This is a genomic window from Neopararhizobium haloflavum (assembly GCF_002750855.1).
GTDB lineage: Bacteria > Pseudomonadota > Alphaproteobacteria > Rhizobiales > Rhizobiaceae > Georhizobium > Georhizobium haloflavum.
The window spans coordinates 227,957-248,662 of sequence record NZ_NWUC01000005.1 but is presented as its reverse complement, the minus strand read 5'-3'; the positions used below and the strand labels follow the sequence as shown (position 1 = coordinate 248,662).

Below are 20,706 nucleotides of genomic sequence, written 5' to 3'. Positions count from 1 at the left end.
CAGTCACGCAAGTGTCCAGCGGGGTCCATGCCGCGTGGCTCCGCGTTGCCTGAGAGCGCTTCCGTGCGGCCGTGAAACGGTTTAGCGTTCCTTCCGGGGAAGGTCGGGGTATCGATCGGTAGAAGGAGAGGACGCTTGACACCAATTATCGCCAAACTCGCGGGCGTGGGCATGCTGGCGCTCATCGCGCTCTCGGGCTGCGTTGTTGTGGAGGAGGGCGGCCCGCCCTATCGGCCGCCGCCGCCCGGGCCCGGACCAACCGTCTGCCCGCAGATCTACGCGCCCGTATGTGGCGTGCGTCGCGGCGACAGGGAAACGTTTCCGAACCAGTGCACGGCCGAGGCGCGCGGCTTTCGGGTCATTGCGGATGGAGAGTGCCGGCGCGAACGCCCGCCGATCTCGCGTCCGCCAGGCCCTCGTCCCCCGTATGGTGGTCCGCCGCCTCGTCCTGGCCGTCCGCAGGTGTGCACGCGCGAGTTCGCGCCGGTCTGCGCCATTCGCGGCGGTGAACGCCGGTCATTTGGCAATGCCTGCAGCGCAGTCTCCGAGGGCTTCCGCGTGGTCGGCCAGGGCGGTTGCTGACGCGCTGCCACAAACGAAAGCGGGCGGCATCGCTGCCGCCCGCTTCAAAATCGTCTCAGGCTTCTGCCGCGCTTAGAGCTGCTGCAGGTTGACAGCCTTGTCGCCCTTGCCGCGGCGGTCCGCTTCCGTGTCGAAGGTGACCTTGTCGCCTTCGTTCAGGTGCGCGATGCCCGATGCCTGAAGAGCGGAAATATGGACGAAAACGTCCTTTGCGCCGCCATCCGGCGTGATGAAGCCGTAGCCTTTGTCGGCGTTGAAAAACTTAACGGTGCCCGTCTGAGCCATGATGAAAGGGTCCTTTCCCCTGATTGTTCCGACCGCCGCGCGCCTATCGCGCGGTACGGCAGGCCGCGTCATGCGGCGGTGTCGAGCAGTCACAGTTACGGGGAAAGAACGTCCATAAACAGTCCAGTCTCCGGGTCAGTAAATCCCGAACGGCCGAGGCATGACACGAGAAAGGCAAAAATGCAAGACCGATTCGGCCAAGCGCGCGCCCATTGATTCCATTTTGGCGGGGATTGCCCGCATCATCCAAGGCCTTTGTCTCGCCGCATTGCGAGGCGAAACACCATGCTTTCGGGTCAGGCATTTGGAGAGGGCGGGCGTGTTTGGGGATCGGGTTGTCGCGCGTTGGAACGGTCGTACCATGACCGTATCGGTCATTCTTGCGTCCGCAGTGTCACTGTCCGCGTGCACCAGCAGCGCGGTCGATGAATTGGCAACCGGCGCCATTCCGGCCGAGGCGGCCCAATCCTACTCGGCGAAAGAGCGTGAGTGCCTGGAGAGGGCGATCTATTTTGAATCCAACCGCTCCAGCGAGGAGGGCCTCCTGGCGGTCGGCACGGTCGTCATGAACCGCGTGCACTCGTCCGAGTTTCCCAATAGCGTCTGCGGCGTGGTGGGGCAGAAAAACCAGTTCGCGCCCGGCGTCCTGACGCGGACCATGCCGCGCGAGAAAGTCCCCGACATTCAGGTTGCGGCTGAAAAGGTCCTTGGCGGTCATCGCCATCCCGACCTCAGCGACGCCATGTTCTTCCACATGGCGGGCCTCAAATTTCCGTACGACAACATGCATTACAAGCTCGTGGCCGGCGGCAACGCATTTTATGAGAAGCGTTGATCTCGGCGCATTTTCCTGGGGGCCGGGGACGATTTCGTTGCACTGACAGGTAAAAAATGTCGCGGTGGGCCTGTACCGGCCCGCCGATAATGCTATGCGCCGCCTCGTATGACAGTTCTGTGACAAGAATGGCGGTGCGGCAGGCATGGCGAAAAGCGCGTTGGACAAGGACCTGAAGAAGGTCGGCTCGCTCGAAACAGCGACTTTCGATCTTTCCCGTTCTCTCGCTGCGCCGGGGCTGGCCTTTCTCTTCCTGCTCGCCGCAATGGTGCTGGCGGCGCTGTTCGTCGAGGAGGGCCCATTCGGCTACCTCGTCATCATCGCATCGGTCATCGCGGGCTATATGGCACTCAACATCGGTGCCAACGACGTTGCCAACAATATGGGTCCTTCGGTCGGCAGTCGTGCGCTGACCATGGTGGGGGCCATCACGATCGCGGCGATCTGCGAGGCGTCGGGTGCCCTTCTGGCCGGCGGCGACGTCGTTGATACGATCTCCAGCGAGTTGCTCCGTCCGGGCGCCGATCTGTCGCCCGTCGGCTTCACGCTGGTCATGATGGCGGCGCTTCTGTCGTCGGCCCTGTGGATCAATCTTGCGACCGTCCTCGGAGCACCGGTTTCCACGACACACTCCGTGGTTGGCGGTGTGATCGGGTCCGGCGTCGCGGCCGCCGGTCTCGCAATGGTCAACTGGCAGATGATGACCGCGATCGTCGCCAGCTGGGTGATCTCCCCCGCGCTTGGTGGCATCCTCGCGGCGCTGCTTCTGACGATCACCAATGCGACGATCGTCAACAAGGACGAAAAGGTCGAGGCCGCGCGAATCTGGGTGCCGGTACTGATCGGGCTGATGACCGCCGTCTTCGCGATGTATATGGCGATGAAGGGTTTCAGCCGGCTTTGGGACCCGTCTTTCGGGGCGGTCGCGATGCTCGGCCTGCTGTTCGGCGGGCTCGGCTGGGCGCTGTCGCGGCCTTGGGTATTGCGGCGTTCGCAGGGGCTTGAGAACCGGTCCAAGAGCATCAACGGTCTTTTTCGCCTGCCGCTCATCTTCGCGGCGGCGCTGTTGTCCTTCGCGCACGGCGCGAACGACGTGGCCAATGCGGTTGGTCCTCTGGCCGCCATCGTCGCCGTCGCCGACAGCGCCTCGACGGACGTTGCAGCCGTGCTCTTGCCGATCTGGGTGCTGGCCATCGGCGCTGCGGGCATTGCCGTCGGTCTTGCCCTTTTCGGCCCGAAGCTCATTCGCACGGTCGGTGAGCGCATCACGAAAATGAACGAGATCCGTGCCTATTGCGTGGCGCTGTCCGCCGCCACCACGGTTCTCATCGCTTCGGCGCTCGGCCTGCCGGTATCGTCGACACACATTGCTATCGGCGCTGTCTTCGGTGTCGGGTTCCTCCGCGAGTTGACCTCCAACAAGGGCGTTCCCAACCCGGCCGTCCAGCCGCGTTCTCTCTTCCTTCAGCCGACGACGCTGAACGAGACCGCCGAGGAAGCCCTGGCCAATTTCCAGAAGCGCGAGCGGCGTCGCCTCGTTCGCCGGCAGCATGCCTTCGGCATCGCGGCCGCATGGGTCATCACGGTGCCGGCTTCGGCGCTTCTGTCGGCGCTGGTCTATTTCATGCTTGAAGCGGTGGTCGGCTAGACCAATTCACGTGCGGAAATGAAACGGCACAACGGCAAACCGTCGGTCGGTCAGCCCGTCTCGGTGACGCGCTTGTTCAGCTTCTGCGCCAGGCTGATCGCGCCCTTGTCTGACAACAGCCGCTTGGCTTCGGTCAGCAGGACCCAGTGGCGGCGGCGTTGCGTCATTTCGGGCCATTCATCCAACTGGTCTTCGACCAGGAGCGGGAAAACCTGCACGTCGATCTCGGTCCTGCGCAGGCGCTGTTTGATCGTGCGGTAGGTGCCGATCGGAGTCATGTCGACGGACCCTCGCACGCCGGCTTCCTCGAAGGCTTCCTGCGCTGCCGACTTGGCGGGCGACATCCCATCGATAAGCCCGCCTTTGGGAAAGATCCAGCGCCCGGTGCGTCGCGACGTGATCAGAAGGAATGCGGCGCGACCCTCGACGACCCGGTAGGGCATTGCACCATACTGCACGACCGCCGCGCTGTCGCGGGCACTCGAAGTCCAGTTGCTCGTCAAGGTGGCCAGGTTCATATCTTCCTCAAACAGCGAATCGCGTCACGCCATTATGCTCAACTACATATTTCAGTGTGAAGGGCCGCATGTGGGCGATTTTGCCCGTTGTTGCAAGCCGCAACGTCGTTTTCACGCAAATGCCGGCTTTCTTGCCTGGCGCGTCGGCAGATCCCCATCGTTGATCGGCGGCAGACCTTGCAGCACGCGCCTTGGCGGTAGAATGGCAATGGCCTCCGTTCCCTCGCGCAACCGGGACTTCAAGACAAACTGACCACCATGCTTGGCGAGGATCGCCTGAACGATCGGCAAGCCGAGACCGGTACCCTGTTCAGCGCTCTTGATAGCGATCGAACCTTGCCCGAAAGCGGAGAGCACGATCGGGATCTCCTCTTCGGGGATACCCGGCCCGTTGTCGGAGACGGCGATGTACTGGCCGCCGCCCGCGGTCCAGCCGACCTTCACCGTGATGTGGCCACGAGCCGGGGTAAACTTCACGGCGTTCGAAAGAAGATTGAGGACCACCTGGCGCATGGCGCGTTCGTCGACCCAGACGAGGGGCAGGGTTCGCTCGAACTGCTCGGCAATCGTGATTTCCTTGCTGCGTGCCTTCAACTGCACCATGCCGATGCAGTCTTCCGCGATTTCTGCGAGCGACAGGGCGTCTTCTGCAAGGTCATAGCGTCCCGCCTCGATGCGTGAGAGGTCGAGAATCTCGTTGATCAGGTTCAGCAGATGCTGGCCGGACCGATGGATGTCGGCGGCGTAGTCCTTGTAGGTCGGATTGGCGAGCGGGCCGAGCACTTCGCCGCTCATCACCTCGGAAAAGCCGAGGATGGCATTGAGCGGCGTTCTCAGTTCATGGCTCATCGAGGCAAGAAAGCGGGACTTTGCCAGATTGGCTTCTTCAGCCCTGCGGCGTGCCTCGTCCGACATCGCCTTGGCGACTTCCAGTTCGGCGATCAGTGCCACCTTCTCCGATTGAAAGGACAAGAGCTTGAGATTGGAAAAATAGAGCCGGTCGGACACGAAGATGAAAAAGCCGAACGCGGCCACGACAACGATCGCCATGCCGATATCGTAGGGATTCTGCGTCAGATAGGCGAGTGCGCTGAAAACCAGGACTGGCGGCATGAAGGAGGCGACGATGGCCCGTCGCAGGGTAAACGTCGTCATCGCGGTGGCGGCGACGGCGACGAGCAGGATGACGCCCTTGTAGAAGGAAAAAGACGGATCGGTGCATTCGGCGCAGTCCTGTGCCGCGAATATCGCCCAGCAGATGCCGATGGCGAGATGGCCGAGCAGGAACCGGCGGGCCCATTTCGCCGTGGTGTCGCGGTCGAACGTCTGGCTCGATGCGCGGCGCGCGAAGAAGACGAGGGCCGCATAGGCGGTCAGCGTCACCGCGGCCCACGGAATGAGTTCGAAGGATTCGCCGAAATAAATGCTGATCGCCGTTGCGGCCAGGACGAGGATTGGCATCGCCGCCGCGCCCTGCAGGATCGCGTTGATATGCAGGAGCAGCATCTCGCGGGCGAATTCGAGGTTGCTCGGCTGGCCCACCTGGAGCCGGTCGCGCGTAGCGCGCACGGTCTTGGCCACGCCCGCATTGCGTCTTGGACGCGAGCGGTCGACGATATTCTTGTCGTTGCTGCTTTCTACGGCGATGGACATCGCAATCGTTTGCACGCTGACCTTTGATGATTTTGAATCAAGGTTAACGGCGAATGATTAAGAAGACCCTTCCAACCAGCCGAACTGCGGTCGCCTGCTCGGCCGGTCCGCGGAAACCATCGTGGGACTTGAGCGCGGCGAGGCTTCATGCAACCTTCCGCGCGCCAGCCGAAAGGGCTGGAAGAGACAATGCCGCGCAACGTCCGAGGGAGGATGCACCAAGATGAAGCTTTATGACGGCGGCCGCGCGCCCAACCCGCGCCGGGTCACGATCTTTCTCGCCGAAAAAGGCATCGACATCGATATCGTCCCGGTCGATATGGGCAAGCTCGGTCACAAGAGCGAGGAAATCACCGCGCGCAATCCGTTGCAGCGCCTGCCGGTGCTCGAGCTTGATGATGGAACGATCCTGACGGAGTCGGTCGCCATCTGCCGCTATATCGAGGCGCTTCATCCCGAGCCCAACCTCTTTGGCAAGAATCCGCTTGAGACGGCTCAGATCGAGATGTGGAACCGGCGCATGGAACTCAACTTCCTCGGTTCGGTCACGGCGGTCTTCCGTCACACCCACCCTGCCATGCGCGACTGGGAAGTGCCGCAGGTCCCCGAATGGGGCGAAGCCAATCGTTCGCGCGCCGTCGATTTCCTGACCCTGCTCGATGGCGAACTGGCGGAACGGGACTACATCGCCGGAGACCGCTTCACCATCGCCGACATCACCGGAATCGTCGGCATCAGCTTCATGAAACCGGCGAAGATCGAGCTGCCGGCGCATCTTCAGAACGTTCGCCGCTGGCACGAGGCGGTGTCGGCTCGGCCCAGCGTCAAGGGCTGACACAGGTCGCCTTGACGCTGACGATCAGAAGGACATTTCTGACGCGTCTTCAAAAGGACATCGCGGCGTGTCGCATCTGCCGCGACACGCCCGATGGAGGGCCGGTGCGCCGGCTGCCGCATGAGCCGAGGCCGGTCTGCGTGCCATCGCCGACAGCGCAGATCATCCTTTGCAGCCAGGCGCCCGGCGCACGCGTCCATGCGTCGGGCCGGCCGTTCACGGATCCCTCGGGCGACCGGTTGCGCGACTGGCTCGGTCTTGACGAGGCGACGTTCTACGACGCCAACCGGATTGCGATCGTTCCGATGGGGTTCTGCTTCCCCGGTCTCGATGCGAAAGGCAGTGACCGCCCGCCGCGCGGCGAATGTCGTCGGCATTGGCACGATCAGCTTTTCGACGCGATGGCGCAGGCCGACCTGGTTCTGGCGATCGGCCGCTACGCACAGGCTTATCATCTGCCCGAGTGGTCGCGCGCGAGCATGACGGCGACCGTCGCCTCATGGCGAACCATCGCGGCGACCACCCGTCGCGGGCGCACGATCATCCCGCTGCCGCACCCTTCCTGGCGCAACAATGCGTGGATCAAACGCAATCCCTGGTTCGCCGAGGAACTGCTGCCCGATCTCAGGGCGCGGGTGAGCGAAAGGGTTGTTCCCAAAGGGCAGCAGCAGGGCGAAATCTGATTGCGGCCCGACGGGCCTCATGATAGCACCGCGCAGGCGAGCAGAACGTTATTGCTTAAATGCAACAAAATTCGCTGCTCATGAGAAATTCATTCCAGTTGGATGTGATTCATGGACCGTCTCGACCGCAAGATCCTTAGGCTTCTTCAAGAGGATACGACGCTTGCCGTCGCCGATCTTGCAAAGAAGGTCGGACTGTCGACGACGCCCTGCTGGCGACGGATCCAGAAGCTGGAGGAAGAGGGCGTCATTCGCAAACGGGTTGCGCTGCTCGACCCTGCAAAGGTCAACACCAAGGTTACCTGCTTCGTCTCGATCCGCACCAACACCCACAGCCAGGAGTGGCTCAAGCGTTTCTCGGAGGTCATCGTCGACTTCCCCGAAGTGGTGGAGTTCTACCGGATGAGCGGTGATGTCGACTACCTCTTGCGGGTCGTCGTGCCGGACATCGCCGCCTATGACGCCTTCTACAAGCGCCTGATCCAGCGGATCGAGATACGCGACGTGTCGTCAAGCTTTGCCATGGAGCAGATCAAGTATACGACCGAATTGCCGCTCGACTATCTGGCGATCGACGGCGCGCGGGGGGAATAGCGCGCCGTCTGATCATCGTAGGTCGCCGCCTCAGCGTTCGAGGCGCGCCAGCAGCGACGAGGTGTCCCATCGATTGCCGCCCATCGACTGGACCTCGGCGTAGAACTGATCGACGAGCGCTGCGACCGGCAGAGATGTCTTGTTGCGGCGCGCCTCTTCCAGGATGATGGAGAGGTCCTTGCGCATCCAGTCGACGGCGAAACCGTGCTCGTATTGTCCGGCCACCATGGTCTTGAAGCGGTTTTCCATCTGCCAGGAGCCGGCGGCGCCCTTCGAGATGACGTCGATCACCGCGGGAATGTCGAGGCCGGCCTTCATGCCGAAATGGATGCCCTCGGCAAGACCCTGAACGAGCCCGGCGATGCAGATCTGGTTGACCATCTTGGTCAACTGCCCCGCGCCGACTTCGCCCATCAGCCCGACCATCTTGGCATAGGCGTCGATCACGGGCTTTGCCTTGTCGAAGGTCGCCTTGTCGCCGCCGACCATGACCGTCAACGCTCCGTTTTCCGCGCCGGCCTGACCGCCCGAAACCGGCGCATCGAGAAAGCCGAAGCCCCTTTCCTTGGCAATGCCGGACAGTTCGCGGGCAACCTCGGCGGAAGCGGTGGTGTTGTCGATAAAGATCGCGCCGGATTTGACGGCGCCGAAGGCACCGTCTGGTCCCGTTGTGACCGAGCGCAGATCATCGTCATTGCCGACGCAGGAGAAGACGAAATCTGCGCCCTGCGCGGCCTCGGCCGGCGTCTTGGCGGCCTTGCCGCCGAACTCCTCAACCCATCTTTCCGCCTTGGCGTGCGTCCGGTTATATACCGTGACCTCGTGGCCACCCTTTTTTCTCAGGTGACCAGCCATGGGGTAGCCCATGACGCCGAGGCCTATGAACGAGACGTTTGCCATTGCGATGCTCCTCACTAACGATGCAAGCTCTTTAGCGCGCGCCGCCAAAAAGCGTTTCAATCAAGAATTTCAATGCAAGGACATAAAACAATGAAGCGGCTGCTCAAAGGGTTGGTCCTGTTTATTTTTGCGGTCGTGCCGCTCCTTGCCGTTTTTGCCGGTCTCGGCCTGTTGTGGATGTCGCGCTCGCTTCCCCCTGCGGCGGGTACAGTGCAACTTGACGGCCTCGACGGACCGGTGACGATCGCGAGGGACCGGCAAGGGGTTCCGCATATTCAGGGAGAAAGCCGCGACGACGTTTTCGCCGCCCTCGGATTTGCTCATGCACAGGACCGGCTCTGGCAGATGGAGGTGGCGCGCATGGCAGGAAAGGGCCGGCTGTCCGAAATGTTCGGCGATGCCACCATCGGCACCGATGTCTGGCTGCGCACCATCGCCATCTACGACGCCGCCCGGCGATCCTACGAAACGTTCCCCGATGAGGCGAAGCGCGCGCTGGAGGCCTATGCTGCCGGGGTCAACCGCTGGCTGGCCCGCGAGCCTCGCGCGTTCTCGTCGGCGCTGCCACCTGAATTCGTCGTTCTCGGTCACGAGCCCGAACCCTGGCGGCCGGAAGACAGCGTTGTCGTTGTCAAGATGATGTCGGTCGGCCTGGCCGCCAATATCGCCGATGAGGTGAACAGATTGGCGTTCGCCCGAAAGGGCCTGTCGCCGGACGAGATCGATGATTTGTTGCCTTTGCTCCCTGACGAGACGAAGGTGCCGCCGCTCCCCGACCTCAATGCCCTTCTCGATCTGAACCCTGCCGCCCAACAGGCGCATCTGGATGCCGCGGCGTGGGGCGATATTTCCAGGGTTGGATTGACGGGTAGCGGGGCCTCCAACAACTGGGTGGTTTCCGGCGAGCGCACCGATACCGGCCTTCCGATCCTTGCCAACGATCCGCATCTCGGCCTTTCGGCCCCGTCGGTCTGGTATCTCGCGCATCTTCGGGTGGAAAACGGGGAGACGGCGAAGAACCTCGTCGGGGCGACGTTGGCTGGCGCGCCGCTGGTCCTGCTCGGCCGCAACGATGCTGTCGCCTGGGGGTTCACCAATACGGGCACGGACGTTCAGGATCTCTTCATCGAGGCGGTCGATCCTGAGGATGCCTCGCGCTATCGCACACCCGATGGCTGGCAGGCTTTCGGAGAGGCGGAGGAGCGCATCCGTGTCGACGGTGCCGAGGATCACGTCTTCACCCGGCGATGGACGCGCCATGGGCCGGTCATGCCGGCAAGCTATCGCAACCTCGGCGCCCTCTTGCCGGACGACAAGGTGGCCGCACTGCGCTGGACGGCGCTCGCCGATGACGATCGCACCATGCTCTCAGGCCTTGCGCTATGGGACTTTGCAAGCGTCGCAGACTTTCAGGATGGCATGCGCGACTTCGTCACGCCCATGCAGTCGATCGTCCTTGCGGACACCGAGGGCGCGATCGGCCTGATCGCGCCCGGCCGCGTGCCGGTGCGCGATCCGGACAACGCGGTGATGGGGCGTGCGCCGGTTCCCGGCTGGGAGGCGCGCTATGACTGGCAAGGCTTCATTCCCTATGGCGATCTCCCGACCGCGCGCAATCCCGAGGTCGGCGCGATCGGAACGGCGAACACCCGCATGGTGCCTCGCAGCTACGAACCTTTCCTGACGCTCGATTGGGACGAAGCCTACCGTCAGGCCAGGGTCGATGAGCGCGTTATCGAGGCGGATCAACCGCATGGCATGGAAACGTCGCGGGCGGTCCAGGCCGACACTTATTCAGGCGGGTTTGCCGAACTCATGCCTTTGATGCTCGATGCCATTCGGGACCGTGACGGCGTCGACCGGTTCGTCGTTTCGTTGATGAGCGACTGGGATTTCGAGATGCAGCGTGATGCGGCCGAGCCATTGATCGCCATGGCATGGCTGCGCGAGGCGATGTACGCGATTTTCGTCGATGATCTGGGGGACGCCTTTGAACCCTGGCTTGAAGCGCGCGGGCAGGTTCTTGCGCGTATTCTGACCGGTCGGTCGGCGCGCGACTGGTGCGATGTGGCGGATACTTCGCAGGTCGAGGATTGCGCCGCCGTGTTGAGTTCCGCGCTCGAGACCGCACTCGGCACACTTGAGGCGCGTTACGGTGATGACCGAAACGATTGGCGATGGGGCGATGCCCATGTCGCGCTCAGCGTTCATCAACCCTTCGGGCAGGTCTGGCCGCTCGATCGCATCTTCAATGTGAGCGTCGAGAGCGGGGGCGGGCCCTTCACGCTCGATCGCGGGCGCACTGACCTTGGCGACGAGGATGCACCGTTCGCCAACCGGCATGCGGCGAGCTTCCGGGCAATCTACGATCTTTCTGATCTGGACAATTCGACATTCGTGATTACGACCGGGCAGTCCGGTAACGTGTTTTCGTCGAACTACAGCAATCTCGCCCAGCCTTGGTCCGCTGTGGAAGGCATCGAGATCCCGAGCGATCCGAGCCTCTACGAACGCGATGTCGACAGCGTCTGGCAAATGGTTCCTTAAAGAAATTCAAAGCCCTTGGCAGGATGCGCCGGCCATTGTGCCAATATCGCATCGGGGATGGAACCGAGTCGGCTACTGCCGAGTTGACCGTCACATCACAAACGTTGTCGCCGCTGTTAACGCGGGCGTTCACCTGAGTTCGAGGCCTTCCGTTGACTGACCGGAGACAGAAACCGACAGAAGGTCAGATAGACAACGCGAAGCTTGCCGAGCAGCTGCTTTATTCAAAGCATGAGACGGGCGATCCCTTCGCGGCGGCCATCCGCGGCACGCGCATGGCGATGATCGTCACAGATCCGCGCCAGGAAGATAATCCGATCATCTTCGCCAATGACAGTTTCTGCCGGCTCACCGGGTATCACCACGACGAACTGATCGGCCGGAATTGTCGCTTCTTGCAAGGTCCGGAAACCAATCCGCGGGATATCGCAGCGCTCAACAGGGCCGTGGAACGGGAAGAGGATGTTCATGTCGAGATCATGAACTATCGCAAGGACGGCACCCCGTTCTGGAACTCGCTGTTCATTTCCCCGGTGCGCAACGATGACGGCGAGGTCGTCTTCTTTTTTGGCTCGCAACTTGATGTCAGCAACAAGAAGCAGACGGAATTCGCGCTGCATTCGGTCAACGACGAACTGCGAGAGACGAAGACCCTTCTGGAACAGCAGATCGACGACCGCACGGCCGAATTGATGCGTCTGCTCGCGCAGCGTTCGCGGCTGGTGAACGAGCTTGACCATCGGGTGAAGAACAATCTCCAGCTCATCAGCTCGCTGCTCGGCTTTGAACTTCGCAACGATCTGGGAGAAGAAGCGCGCGAACTCGTCACACGGCTGCATCAGCGGGTCGACGCGTTGGGGCTGGCGCATCGTGATCAGCACAACAAGGATGCGATTGGATATTTCCGCGTCGACAATTTCATCCGTGTCCTGATCGGCAAGATTCTGGTCCAGCACGAACAGTGGGAGCGCGAGCCACGCTACGCGCTCGATCAGATCAGCTTGCCCATCGGCAAGGCCGCGCCTCTGGCATTGGCGCTGAATGAGTTCGTCCGTGCGCTGCTTGGCGGCGTAGACAGCTCTCCGGCTGGCGACAATCTGCTCATCATCTCGGCGACAACGCGCAACGGCCGGTTGCTCATCACCATTTCGTCGCGAAATCTCGTTCGCTCGGCTTGCCAGGACGCTCTCGACGCAGTCGAGCCGTGGACCGTCAAGCTTCTTGAAAAGCAGCTCAACGCTCAGATCGATTTCGTCGATGACGACAACAGCTGCGGCGTGGTGCTGACAATGCCTGTTAACGGAACCCACGATGAAGAGCGATAGCGTTAAGCGTAGCATTGTGATCGTTGAAGACGAGGTCTTGCTCGCGCTCGATCTTGAAATGATTGCCGAAGAAGTCGGGTATTCCGTTATTGGTCAGGCGGCCAAGAAATCCGAGGCGATCGCGACCATCGACAAGGGAAGGCCCGATCTCTGCCTGATCGACGTGCATCTGCTGGACGGGCCGACTGGTGTCGATGTCGCACGCCATGCTGTCGAGAACACCGATGCTCTGGTCGTGTTCGTCACGGCTAACAGAGCGGCGCTGCCCGACGATCTGGCGGGGGCTTACGGCGTGATTGCGAAGCCATACACCGTGTCCGGCATGCGCGAAGCACTTGCCCATCTGATGAAGATCATCAATCAGGAGGTGGATCGCGCCGACCAGACCCCGATCGAATTGCGTGCTGCGGGATAGCTCTGACAGCAAGCATTATCGACCGGTCAGATCGCGGCGTTGTCCAACGGAAAAGCCAAGTCGACTTGTGCGCCTTCCTTCGGCCAGTTGAAGGACAGTCGTCCCCCCAGCTGGCCCTCGACGCTGATGCGCGCCAGCCGGCTGCCGAAGCCGCTTGGCAGCGGCGTACCTTCAATCGGCGGGCCGCCGGCTTCCCGCCAGCGGATTGCCACTTCCCCGGCCGTAATCGTCCAATGCACGGAAACGCTGCCGCCAGGCGCTGTGAAGGCGCCGTATTTCACAGCGTTTGTCGCCAGTTCATGAATGACGAGTGCGAGACTGGTCGCGGCTTTCGACCCCAGCATCAAAGGCGGGCCGTCCGCCTCCAAACGGCTCCCGTCACCAACATGGGGTGCCATGACCTTGCGCAGCAATTCGGAAAAAGCAATGCGTCCGGCGTCGGGCTCCAGGCCGCCTTCGTTCATGACCATGCCGTGGGCATGGGAGAGCGCGCTCAGCCGACCGGTGAGTATTTGCGCCATTTCACTGGGCGACGTGGCGTTGCGGGCGGTCATGTTGACCATCGACATGGCGACGCTGAAAAGGTTCTTCACCCGATGGTTGAGTTCACGCAAAAGCAGTTCGCGGCTTTGATCCGCCTTCATGCTTTCCGTGCGATCCATGCCTTGCACGAAAATGCCGTTCACTGCACCGTCATGGTCGAAGATTGGATGGTAGGAAAAATCGAGGAAGGCTTCTTCTGCAGGGCCGTTGGGCGTGTATTGGATCACGATGCGCGCACCGTTGATGCTGACGGGGTTGCCGCTCGTATAGACGCCATCCAGCATCTCGAAGAAGCCTTGACCATCGATCTCCGGCAGCGCATCGCGCACGGTCTCGCCGACCACCCGCCGCCCACCGATGAAGCGTGTATAGGCTTCATTGGTGAAGGTGAATACGTGTTCCGGCCCGGAGAGAACCGCGATCATGCCAGGCGCCTGATTGAAGAGGCGGCGGAAATCGTTGTTTTCCGCGAGCAGGGCCCTGTGCGCCTCCTCAGCTTCCTGGGCGCGTTGGATCAGGTCGGTCTCGATCTTGGCATAGCGGAACGGCAGGACGCTTGAATTGCGCAAATTGTGCAGTTCGGTGACATCGACCGTGTTCTGCACGACATAGGCGACATATCCGTCCTCGTTGAAGATCGGGAAATGGACGGCCGTCCAGTAGCGATCCTCGAAGGTCTCGCCTGTGGCATCCGGGATCGCATAATGGATATAGGAAAGCGTATCGCTCTTGCCGGATTCGATGACCCGCATGAAGGAACTCTTCAGGTCACGGCCCGCGGCACCGTCATTGGGAAAGACATCGAATATGTTCTGGCCGAGAAGGAGTTCAGGCGTCGAGTTGGTCGCCTCGAGATACGCCTGATTCGCCGCTACGTAGCGCAGTTCGGTGTCCAGCATCATGTAAGGGCTCGGGATGGCGTCAAAAAACTGTTCGAACGCGTCGAATCCAACCGGGGCGTTCGCCGTCAGTTGCCGTCTCGCTCCGCCTTGCTCGTTGGCCACCATGCATTTCGGCACCGCTCGGCACCGCCTCGTCTGGCCTGCGGGGCGTCCCGACCCTTAAGACCTCTGTATCCAGAAAGTTTACAATCCCGCCTTCCGCCCGCTCCATGCCGGTCGGCGTATTCATCGACGTTCCGGCCTGGAAGAGTGCTTCCGAGACGGCGTATCGCGGCCCGCGCGTGATGGAAGTAACTTGATCCCGACAGAGGCGCCCAATCGCACAATCGCGCAGGAGGTCTGTTTTTTCAAGTGGGTAGCGCTCGCTGCCGCAGCATTTCTTCTCCAAAGCGCTTCGGTTATTCTCAGCGTTTGAGATGTCGGGTGAGCCTGTTCTCCAACACGGCCCAGACATTGCGCAGGGCCTCGACGATGATGAGGTAGAAAATCGCTGCCCAGATGTAGGTCTGGAAGTCGAAGGTGCGAGAATAGGCGCGCCTGGTCTCTCCCATCAGATCGAAGACAGTGATGATCGCGACGATGGCGGAGCCCTTCACCATCAGGATGATTTCGTTACCATAGGGCCGCAGCGCGACCATCATGGCCTGCGGCAACACGATCTTGCGGAACGTGATCCATCGGCTGATACCGAGCGCGGCTGCGCCTTCATGCTGGCCGCGCGGCACGCTCTGGATCGCACCTCGCAGGATTTCGGCCTGATAGGCCGCCGTGTTCAGGGTGAACGTGAAGAGGGCGCAATTCCAGGGGTCGCGGAAGAACGTCCAAAGATGCAGCGCGTCGAGTGTGTCGCGGAAGCTGCCGAGCCCGTAATAGATGAGAAACAGCTGGGCGATCAGTGGCGTGCCGCGAAATGCATAGACATAGGCGTATGCCAGCCACGAGATTGGCTTGTTGGCGCTCATCCTGCCGATCGCAACGGGAAGCGACACGAGCGCTCCGATCGCCACCGCCATGATGACAAGCTGTAGCGTGATCCAGAGGCCGCTCAGGTAATCCGGCCCGTACGTCCTAATCTTCTCGATGTCGAAGCTGCCTACGAGAAAAAGGAACAGCCCGACGCTTGCGGCGACCCACAGCCCCATCAGAGAATGGCCGACGAGCTTCTGGCCGGTCCAGGCCTGCGGCTGCGGGGCGGGCGGCGCCTTGGGCGCGATCAGGCGTTCGGCGACGCTCATCGCTTCATCTCCGCCTTGCTTGCCCATTGCTCGATCGCGCTGATGACGATCGATGACAGAATGGCAAGCACCAGATAGAGCAGGCAGGCAAGACCGAAGAACATGAACGCTTCCTTGGTCACGCGAGCCGCAACGCCTGTCTGGCGCAGGATATCGGAAAGGCCGATCACCGAGACCAGCGCGGTCTCCTTGAGCAGGATCATCCAGAGATTGCCGAGGCCCGGAAGCGCGATGCGGACGAGTTGCGGCAGGATGATCTTGCGCATCGTCGTGCCGCGCCGCATGCCGAGCGCGTTCCCCGCCTCGTACTGGCCGCGCGGGATCGCGTGGAAGGCCGAGACGATGACCTCACTGGAGTAAGCCGAGAAGACGAGGCCGAGTGCCACCATGCCTGCGATGAAGGCGTTGATCTCGATGACGAGGTCCGCGCCCATTGCGCGCATCGCCTGCTGGATGCCGATCTGGGCGCCGTAATAGACCAGGAAGAGCGTCAGCAGCTCCGGCAGCCCGCGGAAGATGGTGGTGTAGACATTTGCTGCAAGGCGCAGCGATTTCTCGTTCGACTGCTTGGCGAGCGCGATGAAGAACCCGGCGACAAGGCCGAGCGGAAGCGTAGCCAGCGCCAGCGAGACGGTAACGAGGACGCCGCCTGCGATCTCGTCGCCCCAGCCGGCGTCACCGCAGGCGAGCAGGCTATCGGACAGAAACAGCGAGAAAAGGCCGACCGGGCCGCAGAACGGGTCGAACCATGTCGTCAGGAAGCCAGGCATGCATGCTTTCCCGGAACTTCGCTCAGCGGTCGGCAGGACGACGGTGCTGAAAGCGGTTGCTGTCCACAGGCGAGGGCGGCGGAGAAACGCTCCGCCGCCATTTTGTCAAAGCCAATGTCAGGCGCGATCAGCTGCCATAGACGTCGACATCAAAATACTTGTCGTTGATTTCCTGGTAGGTGCCGTTCTCGCGGATTGCCTGGATCGCCGCGTTGAACTTCTCGCGCAGTTCATCTTCGCCCTTGCGCACGGCAATGCCGGCGCCTTCGCCGTTGATGACCGGGTCGATCGGCAACGTATCGAGAATCTTGCAGCAAGCGCCATCTTCCGATTCAAGCCACTCAGACAGCACGATAACGTCGTCGATGACGGCGTCGATGCGGCCGGAGGCGACGTCGAGCTTGTATTCGTCAGGGGTCGGATAAAGACGCAGGTCGGCGTCCGCGAACTTTTCCTCGGCATAGTTGGAGTGCGTCGTCGACGACTGCGCGCCGAGCGCAATGCCCGCCAGCGCTTCCGGCGTCGCCTCGGTCAGATCGCTGTCCTTGGGAACGGCGATGGCCGGCGGCGTGTTGTAGTATTTCTCGGTGAAATCCACCTGTTCCTTGCGCTCTTCGGTGATCGACATCGATGCGATGATCGCGTCGAAGCGCCCGGCCTGCAGCGCGGGGATGATGCCGTCCCAGTCCGATGTGACGAACTCGCACTCGACTTCCATCTCGTCGCAAAGCGCGTTCGCGATGTCGATGTCGAAGCCGGTCAGCGAACCGTCCGATTCAATGACGTTGAAGGGAGGGTAGGCGCCTTCGGTGCCGATGCGCACAACGTCCTGCGCGCTGGCTGCGCTCATGGTCACGGCCAATAGCGCCGTGGACGCGGCGAGCGTGAAAGCTTTTGAAATAGGCATGCTGGTCCTCTCTGCGGTTGTGCCGGCGGCTTTTTTTCTGCTGTGCCGATCCGGCTTCGGCTTGCGCGCCATGCGTTCACAGCGCTTCGAATTCAATAATCCCACTGTTTTTCGCGCAATTGCAACAGGAAATCCCTTACGTGAACGAAGTCCACGTCATGCTAGCTCATTGAGCGATCCCGAATGTGGAGAACGGGATGAACAATACCGTGTCGCCGCGCGCCACGCGCTCGGTGTCCTCGGGCAGCTCGATCAGTCCGGTGGCCTGCCGCAGGCCCGTGATCAGTCCCGACCCGTCGCTGGCGAACTTCTCGACCGCCGGTCGACCATCCTCTCCGGTGCCCAGCCACCCGCGCAGGAATTCGCGGCGACCTGGCTTCTTGCGGGCGATCTCGAAATTGGCCGGAAGCGGATAGCGCGCGATGGTTTCGTCCGCTCGCCCCCCAAGCCTTTGGAGGACCGGCCGGACATAGAGGAGGAAACAGACGAACACGGCGACCGGATTGCCGGGCAGGCCGAGAAAGACGCAGTCGTGGGCATCGTCGCTGATCTGCCCGAAGGTCATCGGCCGTCCGGGCTTGACCGCGATCTGCCACAGATGCCGCTTGCCGATCCGGTCGAGGATTTCGACGATGTGGTCCTCTTCGCCGCGGGATGCTCCGCCTGTCGACAGGATGAGGTCATGACTGGCCGCTGCCTCGCGCAAGGTTTCCTCGATCGTCGCGCTGTCGTCGGTCAGGATGCCGAGATCCGTCACCGTCACCGGCAAGCTGGCGGTCAGTGCGCGCAGCATGGCGCGGTTGCTGTCGAACACCTGTCCGGGCACCAGATCATTGGCCGTCCCCGGTTCGACCAGTTCGTTGCCGGTGGAGACGAGGGCAATCCTCAAGGGGCGATAAACTTCCAGTTGGCCGACCCCGAGCGACGCCAGCGCTGCGATCTCCTGGGGTCTGAGGGCGTCTCCCTGTTCCAGCACCGGCTGACCGGCCTCAAGGTCCTCGCCGGCCCGCCGCCGGTTCGCGCCCGGCTTCAGCCCCTTGGGCACCGTGACGGTGCGACCGTCATCGGAGACGTCACAATCCTCCTGCATTGCGACGGTGTCGGCGCCCAGCGGCATCACTGCTCCGGTGAAGATACGTGCCGCTTCGCCGCGCACCAGTTCGATGGAGCCGAGGTCGCCGGCAGCCACGCGGCCTCGCACACCGAGGGTATTGCGGCGAAAATAGTCGGCATAGGCAAACGCATATCCGTCGACTGCGGCGTTGTCGGCCAGCGGTACGTCGCGCGGGGCGGTCACCGGCGTGGCGAGATAGCGGCCTTGCGCCTCAGCCAGGCCAATCGTCTCGGTGGGTGCGATGATCGTCAGGCGCTCGCGGATCATCGCGACAACATCGTCGTGGCGCACCCGGTCGCGATCGGTCAGAAAGCAGTCGTCCAGAAGCCGGCGTTCCCTGGACCGGCTCATGGCGCGGTCTTTCGCAGCGTCGAAAGTCCCGTCATCGCCTCGACGAAATCGCAGATCGCGATGGTGTCGTTCAGGTCGAAAACCGGCAGGCTGGTCTCCCCTGGCGGTTGGTCGGCGGCTATCGCCACGATAGCGGGATCATTCGGCGCAAGCGGCATCTGGTTGGCCGAATCGCGCCTCCGCGTCTCGATCTTCATATGGCCCTCGCGCTTGTAGCCTTCGATCACCACGAGGTCGCATGGCGTAAGGCGCGCCAGAATATCGGCCAGAGCGGGTTCCTTCTCGTTTCGCAGTTCGTGCATCAGGGCCCAGCGGTTGCCGGAAACGATCGCCACTTCTCCGGCGCCTGCCTGCCGGTGGCGCCAGCTGTCGCTGTCCTGGCGGTCGATGTCGAACTCGTGATGCGCGTGCTTGATGGTCGAGACCCGCCATCCGCGGCGTGTCAGTTCCTCGACGATGCGCACGGTAAGGCCCGTCTTGCCGGAGTTCTTCCAGCCCGTCACACCGAATACGCGCGGGGTGGAGGCGCCGGTCACGTCAGACGCTCCGCGAAATAATGCTCCGCCGCCGCGATGTCTTCCGGCGTGTTGGCATTGAAAAAGGGATCGAGCGTCTGGCTGCCATGTTCGATCAGTGGAAAGTCGACGACCGCCAGGCGGTGCCTCTCGATCCATACGAGGACCTTGTAGGTGTCGGTGGTGCGCAGCCAGCTATCCAGATCATCGGCGAGAGCGACGGGCCACAGACCGAACACCGGATGTTTGTTTCCACCCGAGCCGGCCAGCACGATCGTGGTCTCGTCACGCGCGGCGTCGGAAAGCTGCTCGACGAGATCGAGCGGGAAGAATGGCGTGTCGCTGGCGGCCGATGCGATGTGGGTGATCGCTGGATGATTGGCCTTGGCGTGGCGCATCGCCGCGAGAATTCCCGCCAATGGCCCAGTAAAGCCTTCGATCGTATCCGCGACAATCGGAAAGCCATAAAGATCAAAGTGATGCGGGTCGCCGTTGGCATTCAGAATCAGGCTGGAAACCTGCGATTCCAGCCGCGAGATGACATGGTCGAGCATCGGCTTGCCACCGATTTCCTTCAGCGCCTTGTTGCCGCCGCCCATCCGTCGAGAGAGGCCGCCAGCAAGGATACATCCGAGAATCTGCCTTGGCTCTGGTCTTGTCACGCGTCGACCTCTGCGCCGGCGTTTGCGCCTTTGCGTCGATGCTTACGGTCCTCGTCAGGTACACTGTCGGGATCGAGATCGAAGACGATACGCTCGTGGCCGGAAAGCGCGATGAACCGTTTCCCGCGCGCCCGCCCGACCAGGGTCAGCCCGATCTTACGGGCAAGTTCGACGCCCCAGGCAGTGAAACCGGATCGCGACACGAGAATCGGAATGCCCATCATTGCGGTCTTGATCACCATCTCGGATGTCAGTCGGCCGGTCGTATAGAAGATCTTCGAGGCCGGATCCTCGCGGTTGCGATACATCCAGCCTGCGATCTTGTCGACGGCATTGTGGCGCCCGACATCCTCCATATAGACCAGCGGGCGGTCTTCCTCGCACAGCACACAGCCATGGATCGCGCCTGCCTCGAGATAGAGCGACGGCACCGTGTTTATCTTCTGCGTCAGCCCATATAGCCAGGAAGTCTTCAACCGGGCGTCCGGATCGAGAGAGAGATGCTCCAGATTGTCCATGATGTCGCCGAAAACGGTGCCTTGGGCGCAACCGGATGTGCGCACCTTCTTCTGCATCTTCGTCTCGAAATCGGTCTCGCTGTCGGTGCGCACGACGACGACGTCCAGATCGTCGTCATGGTCTATCGCGGTGACCCGGTCGTTGGCGCTAAGCATGTTCTGATTGAGGAGGTAGCCGAGCGCCAGAAGGTCCGGATGATCGCCGATCGTCATCATCGTCACGATCTCCTGGCGATTGAGATAGAGCGTCAGCGGCTTTTCGGTGACGACCCTCGTCTCGATGCCACGGCCGGTCTGGTCGACGCCCGACACCACGGTCGACAAGCGTTCGTCGGCTGGATCCGGGCGGATCAGGAATTCGCGCACCAC

General features: G+C 62.0%; 20 protein-coding genes and 1 pseudogene. 9 read left to right on the top strand and 12 right to left on the bottom strand.

Annotated features, from left to right (window positions below; all coding sequences use genetic code 11):
* The first annotated feature begins 135 nt into the window (after positions 1-135).
* Positions 136-582 carry a Kazal-type serine protease inhibitor domain-containing protein gene (locus CN673_RS12940; RefSeq protein WP_306456961.1) on the top strand — a complete coding sequence of 149 codons (447 nt, stop codon included), beginning with the start codon at positions 136-138 and terminating at the stop codon, positions 580-582.
* Between the two features lie 72 nt (positions 583-654).
* On the opposite strand, the gene CN673_RS12935 is transcribed toward CN673_RS12940, so the two are convergent.
* Positions 655-867: a cold-shock protein gene (locus CN673_RS12935; RefSeq protein WP_099866896.1), complete on the bottom strand. Its 213-nt coding sequence runs from the start codon at positions 865-867 to the stop codon at positions 655-657.
* A 361-nt stretch (positions 868-1,228) separates the two neighbouring features.
* On the opposite strand from CN673_RS12935, the pseudogene CN673_RS12930 reads away from it, so the two are divergent.
* Positions 1,229-1,699 (top strand): annotated as a pseudogene (locus CN673_RS12930) (cell wall hydrolase); the annotation flags it as partial.
* A gap of 148 nt (positions 1,700-1,847) precedes the next feature.
* Positions 1,848-3,350 carry an inorganic phosphate transporter gene (locus tag CN673_RS12925; RefSeq protein ID WP_099866772.1) on the top strand — a complete coding sequence of 501 codons (1,503 nt, stop codon included), beginning with the start codon at positions 1,848-1,850 and terminating at the stop codon, positions 3,348-3,350.
* 50 nt (positions 3,351-3,400) lie between these two features.
* Here CN673_RS12925 and CN673_RS12920 read toward each other — a convergent pair whose 3' ends face one another.
* Positions 3,401-3,868, bottom strand: a complete 468-nt coding sequence (locus tag CN673_RS12920) for an NUDIX hydrolase (protein WP_099866771.1) — start codon at positions 3,866-3,868, stop codon at positions 3,401-3,403.
* A gap of 111 nt (positions 3,869-3,979) precedes the next feature.
* A complete protein-coding gene (locus CN673_RS12915) occupies positions 3,980-5,521 on the bottom strand; it encodes a sensor histidine kinase (RefSeq protein ID WP_099866770.1) in 1,542 nt (513 codons plus the stop codon).
* 223 nt (positions 5,522-5,744) lie between these two features.
* On the opposite strand from CN673_RS12915, the gene CN673_RS12910 reads away from it, so the two are divergent.
* The 3 genes from CN673_RS12910 (at position 5,745) to CN673_RS12900 (ending at position 7,633) form a co-directional block, all read left to right on the top strand.
* The gene (locus CN673_RS12910; protein ID WP_099866769.1) at positions 5,745-6,356 is read left to right on the top strand and encodes a glutathione S-transferase family protein; all 612 of its coding nucleotides are present in this window, start codon (positions 5,745-5,747) and stop codon (positions 6,354-6,356) included.
* Positions 6,357-6,460: 104 nt separating this feature from the next.
* Positions 6,461-7,039, top strand: coding sequence for a uracil-DNA glycosylase family protein (locus tag CN673_RS12905; RefSeq protein WP_306456960.1), 579 nt, complete (start codon positions 6,461-6,463; stop codon positions 7,037-7,039).
* 111 nt (positions 7,040-7,150) lie between these two features.
* A complete protein-coding gene (locus tag CN673_RS12900; protein WP_099866768.1) occupies positions 7,151-7,633 on the top strand; it encodes an Lrp/AsnC family transcriptional regulator in 483 nt (160 codons plus the stop codon).
* Positions 7,634-7,663: 30 nt separating this feature from the next.
* Here CN673_RS12900 and CN673_RS12895 read toward each other — a convergent pair whose 3' ends face one another.
* On the bottom strand, positions 7,664-8,539 hold the full coding sequence (locus CN673_RS12895) for an NAD(P)-dependent oxidoreductase (RefSeq protein WP_280951182.1): 876 nt from the start codon (positions 8,537-8,539) through the stop codon (positions 7,664-7,666).
* Between the two features lie 84 nt (positions 8,540-8,623).
* Between CN673_RS12895 and CN673_RS12890 the strand changes: the two genes are divergently transcribed.
* From CN673_RS12890 to CN673_RS12880, 3 genes are all read left to right on the top strand, one after another.
* The gene (locus CN673_RS12890) at positions 8,624-11,080 is read left to right on the top strand and encodes a penicillin acylase family protein (RefSeq protein WP_157928893.1); all 2,457 of its coding nucleotides are present in this window, start codon (positions 8,624-8,626) and stop codon (positions 11,078-11,080) included.
* A 152-nt stretch (positions 11,081-11,232) separates the two neighbouring features.
* Positions 11,233-12,405, top strand: a complete 1,173-nt coding sequence (locus tag CN673_RS12885) for a PAS domain-containing protein (RefSeq protein ID WP_099866765.1) — start codon at positions 11,233-11,235, stop codon at positions 12,403-12,405.
* Entirely contained in the window at positions 12,392-12,820 is a 429-nt protein-coding gene (locus tag CN673_RS12880) for a response regulator (RefSeq protein WP_099866764.1), read from the top strand. The genes CN673_RS12885 and CN673_RS12880 overlap by 14 nt, the downstream gene beginning before the upstream one ends.
* Before the next feature lie 26 nt (positions 12,821-12,846).
* On the opposite strand, the gene CN673_RS12875 is transcribed toward CN673_RS12880, so the two are convergent.
* From CN673_RS12875 to CN673_RS12840, 8 genes are all read right to left on the bottom strand, one after another.
* Positions 12,847-14,370: a sensor histidine kinase gene (locus CN673_RS12875; protein WP_099866763.1), complete on the bottom strand. Its 1,524-nt coding sequence runs from the start codon at positions 14,368-14,370 to the stop codon at positions 12,847-12,849.
* Positions 14,371-14,669: 299 nt separating this feature from the next.
* A complete protein-coding gene (locus CN673_RS12870) occupies positions 14,670-15,500 on the bottom strand; it encodes an ABC transporter permease (protein ID WP_099866762.1) in 831 nt (276 codons plus the stop codon).
* Complete coding sequence (locus CN673_RS12865; protein ID WP_099866761.1) at positions 15,497-16,270, bottom strand: ABC transporter permease; 774 nt, start codon at positions 16,268-16,270, stop codon at positions 15,497-15,499. Before CN673_RS12865 ends, CN673_RS12870 begins: the two co-directional genes overlap by 4 nt.
* Positions 16,271-16,397: 127 nt before the next feature.
* Positions 16,398-17,177 (bottom strand): ABC transporter substrate-binding protein, encoded by a 780-nt coding sequence (locus CN673_RS12860; RefSeq protein ID WP_099866894.1) that lies wholly within the window; start codon positions 17,175-17,177, stop codon positions 16,398-16,400.
* 166 nt (positions 17,178-17,343) lie between these two features.
* The gene (locus CN673_RS12855; RefSeq protein ID WP_099866760.1) at positions 17,344-18,642 is read right to left on the bottom strand and encodes a molybdopterin molybdotransferase MoeA; all 1,299 of its coding nucleotides are present in this window, start codon (positions 18,640-18,642) and stop codon (positions 17,344-17,346) included.
* Entirely contained in the window at positions 18,639-19,178 is a 540-nt protein-coding gene (gene mobB, locus CN673_RS12850) for a molybdopterin-guanine dinucleotide biosynthesis protein B (RefSeq protein ID WP_099866759.1), read from the bottom strand. The genes CN673_RS12855 and mobB overlap by 4 nt, the downstream gene beginning before the upstream one ends.
* Positions 19,175-19,819: a molybdenum cofactor guanylyltransferase MobA gene (mobA, locus tag CN673_RS12845; protein ID WP_245409895.1), complete on the bottom strand. Its 645-nt coding sequence runs from the start codon at positions 19,817-19,819 to the stop codon at positions 19,175-19,177. Before mobA ends, mobB begins: the two co-directional genes overlap by 4 nt.
* Positions 19,816-20,706 (bottom strand): formate dehydrogenase accessory sulfurtransferase FdhD, encoded by an 891-nt coding sequence (locus tag CN673_RS12840; RefSeq protein WP_245409894.1) that lies wholly within the window; start codon positions 20,704-20,706, stop codon positions 19,816-19,818. The genes mobA and CN673_RS12840 overlap by 4 nt, the downstream gene beginning before the upstream one ends.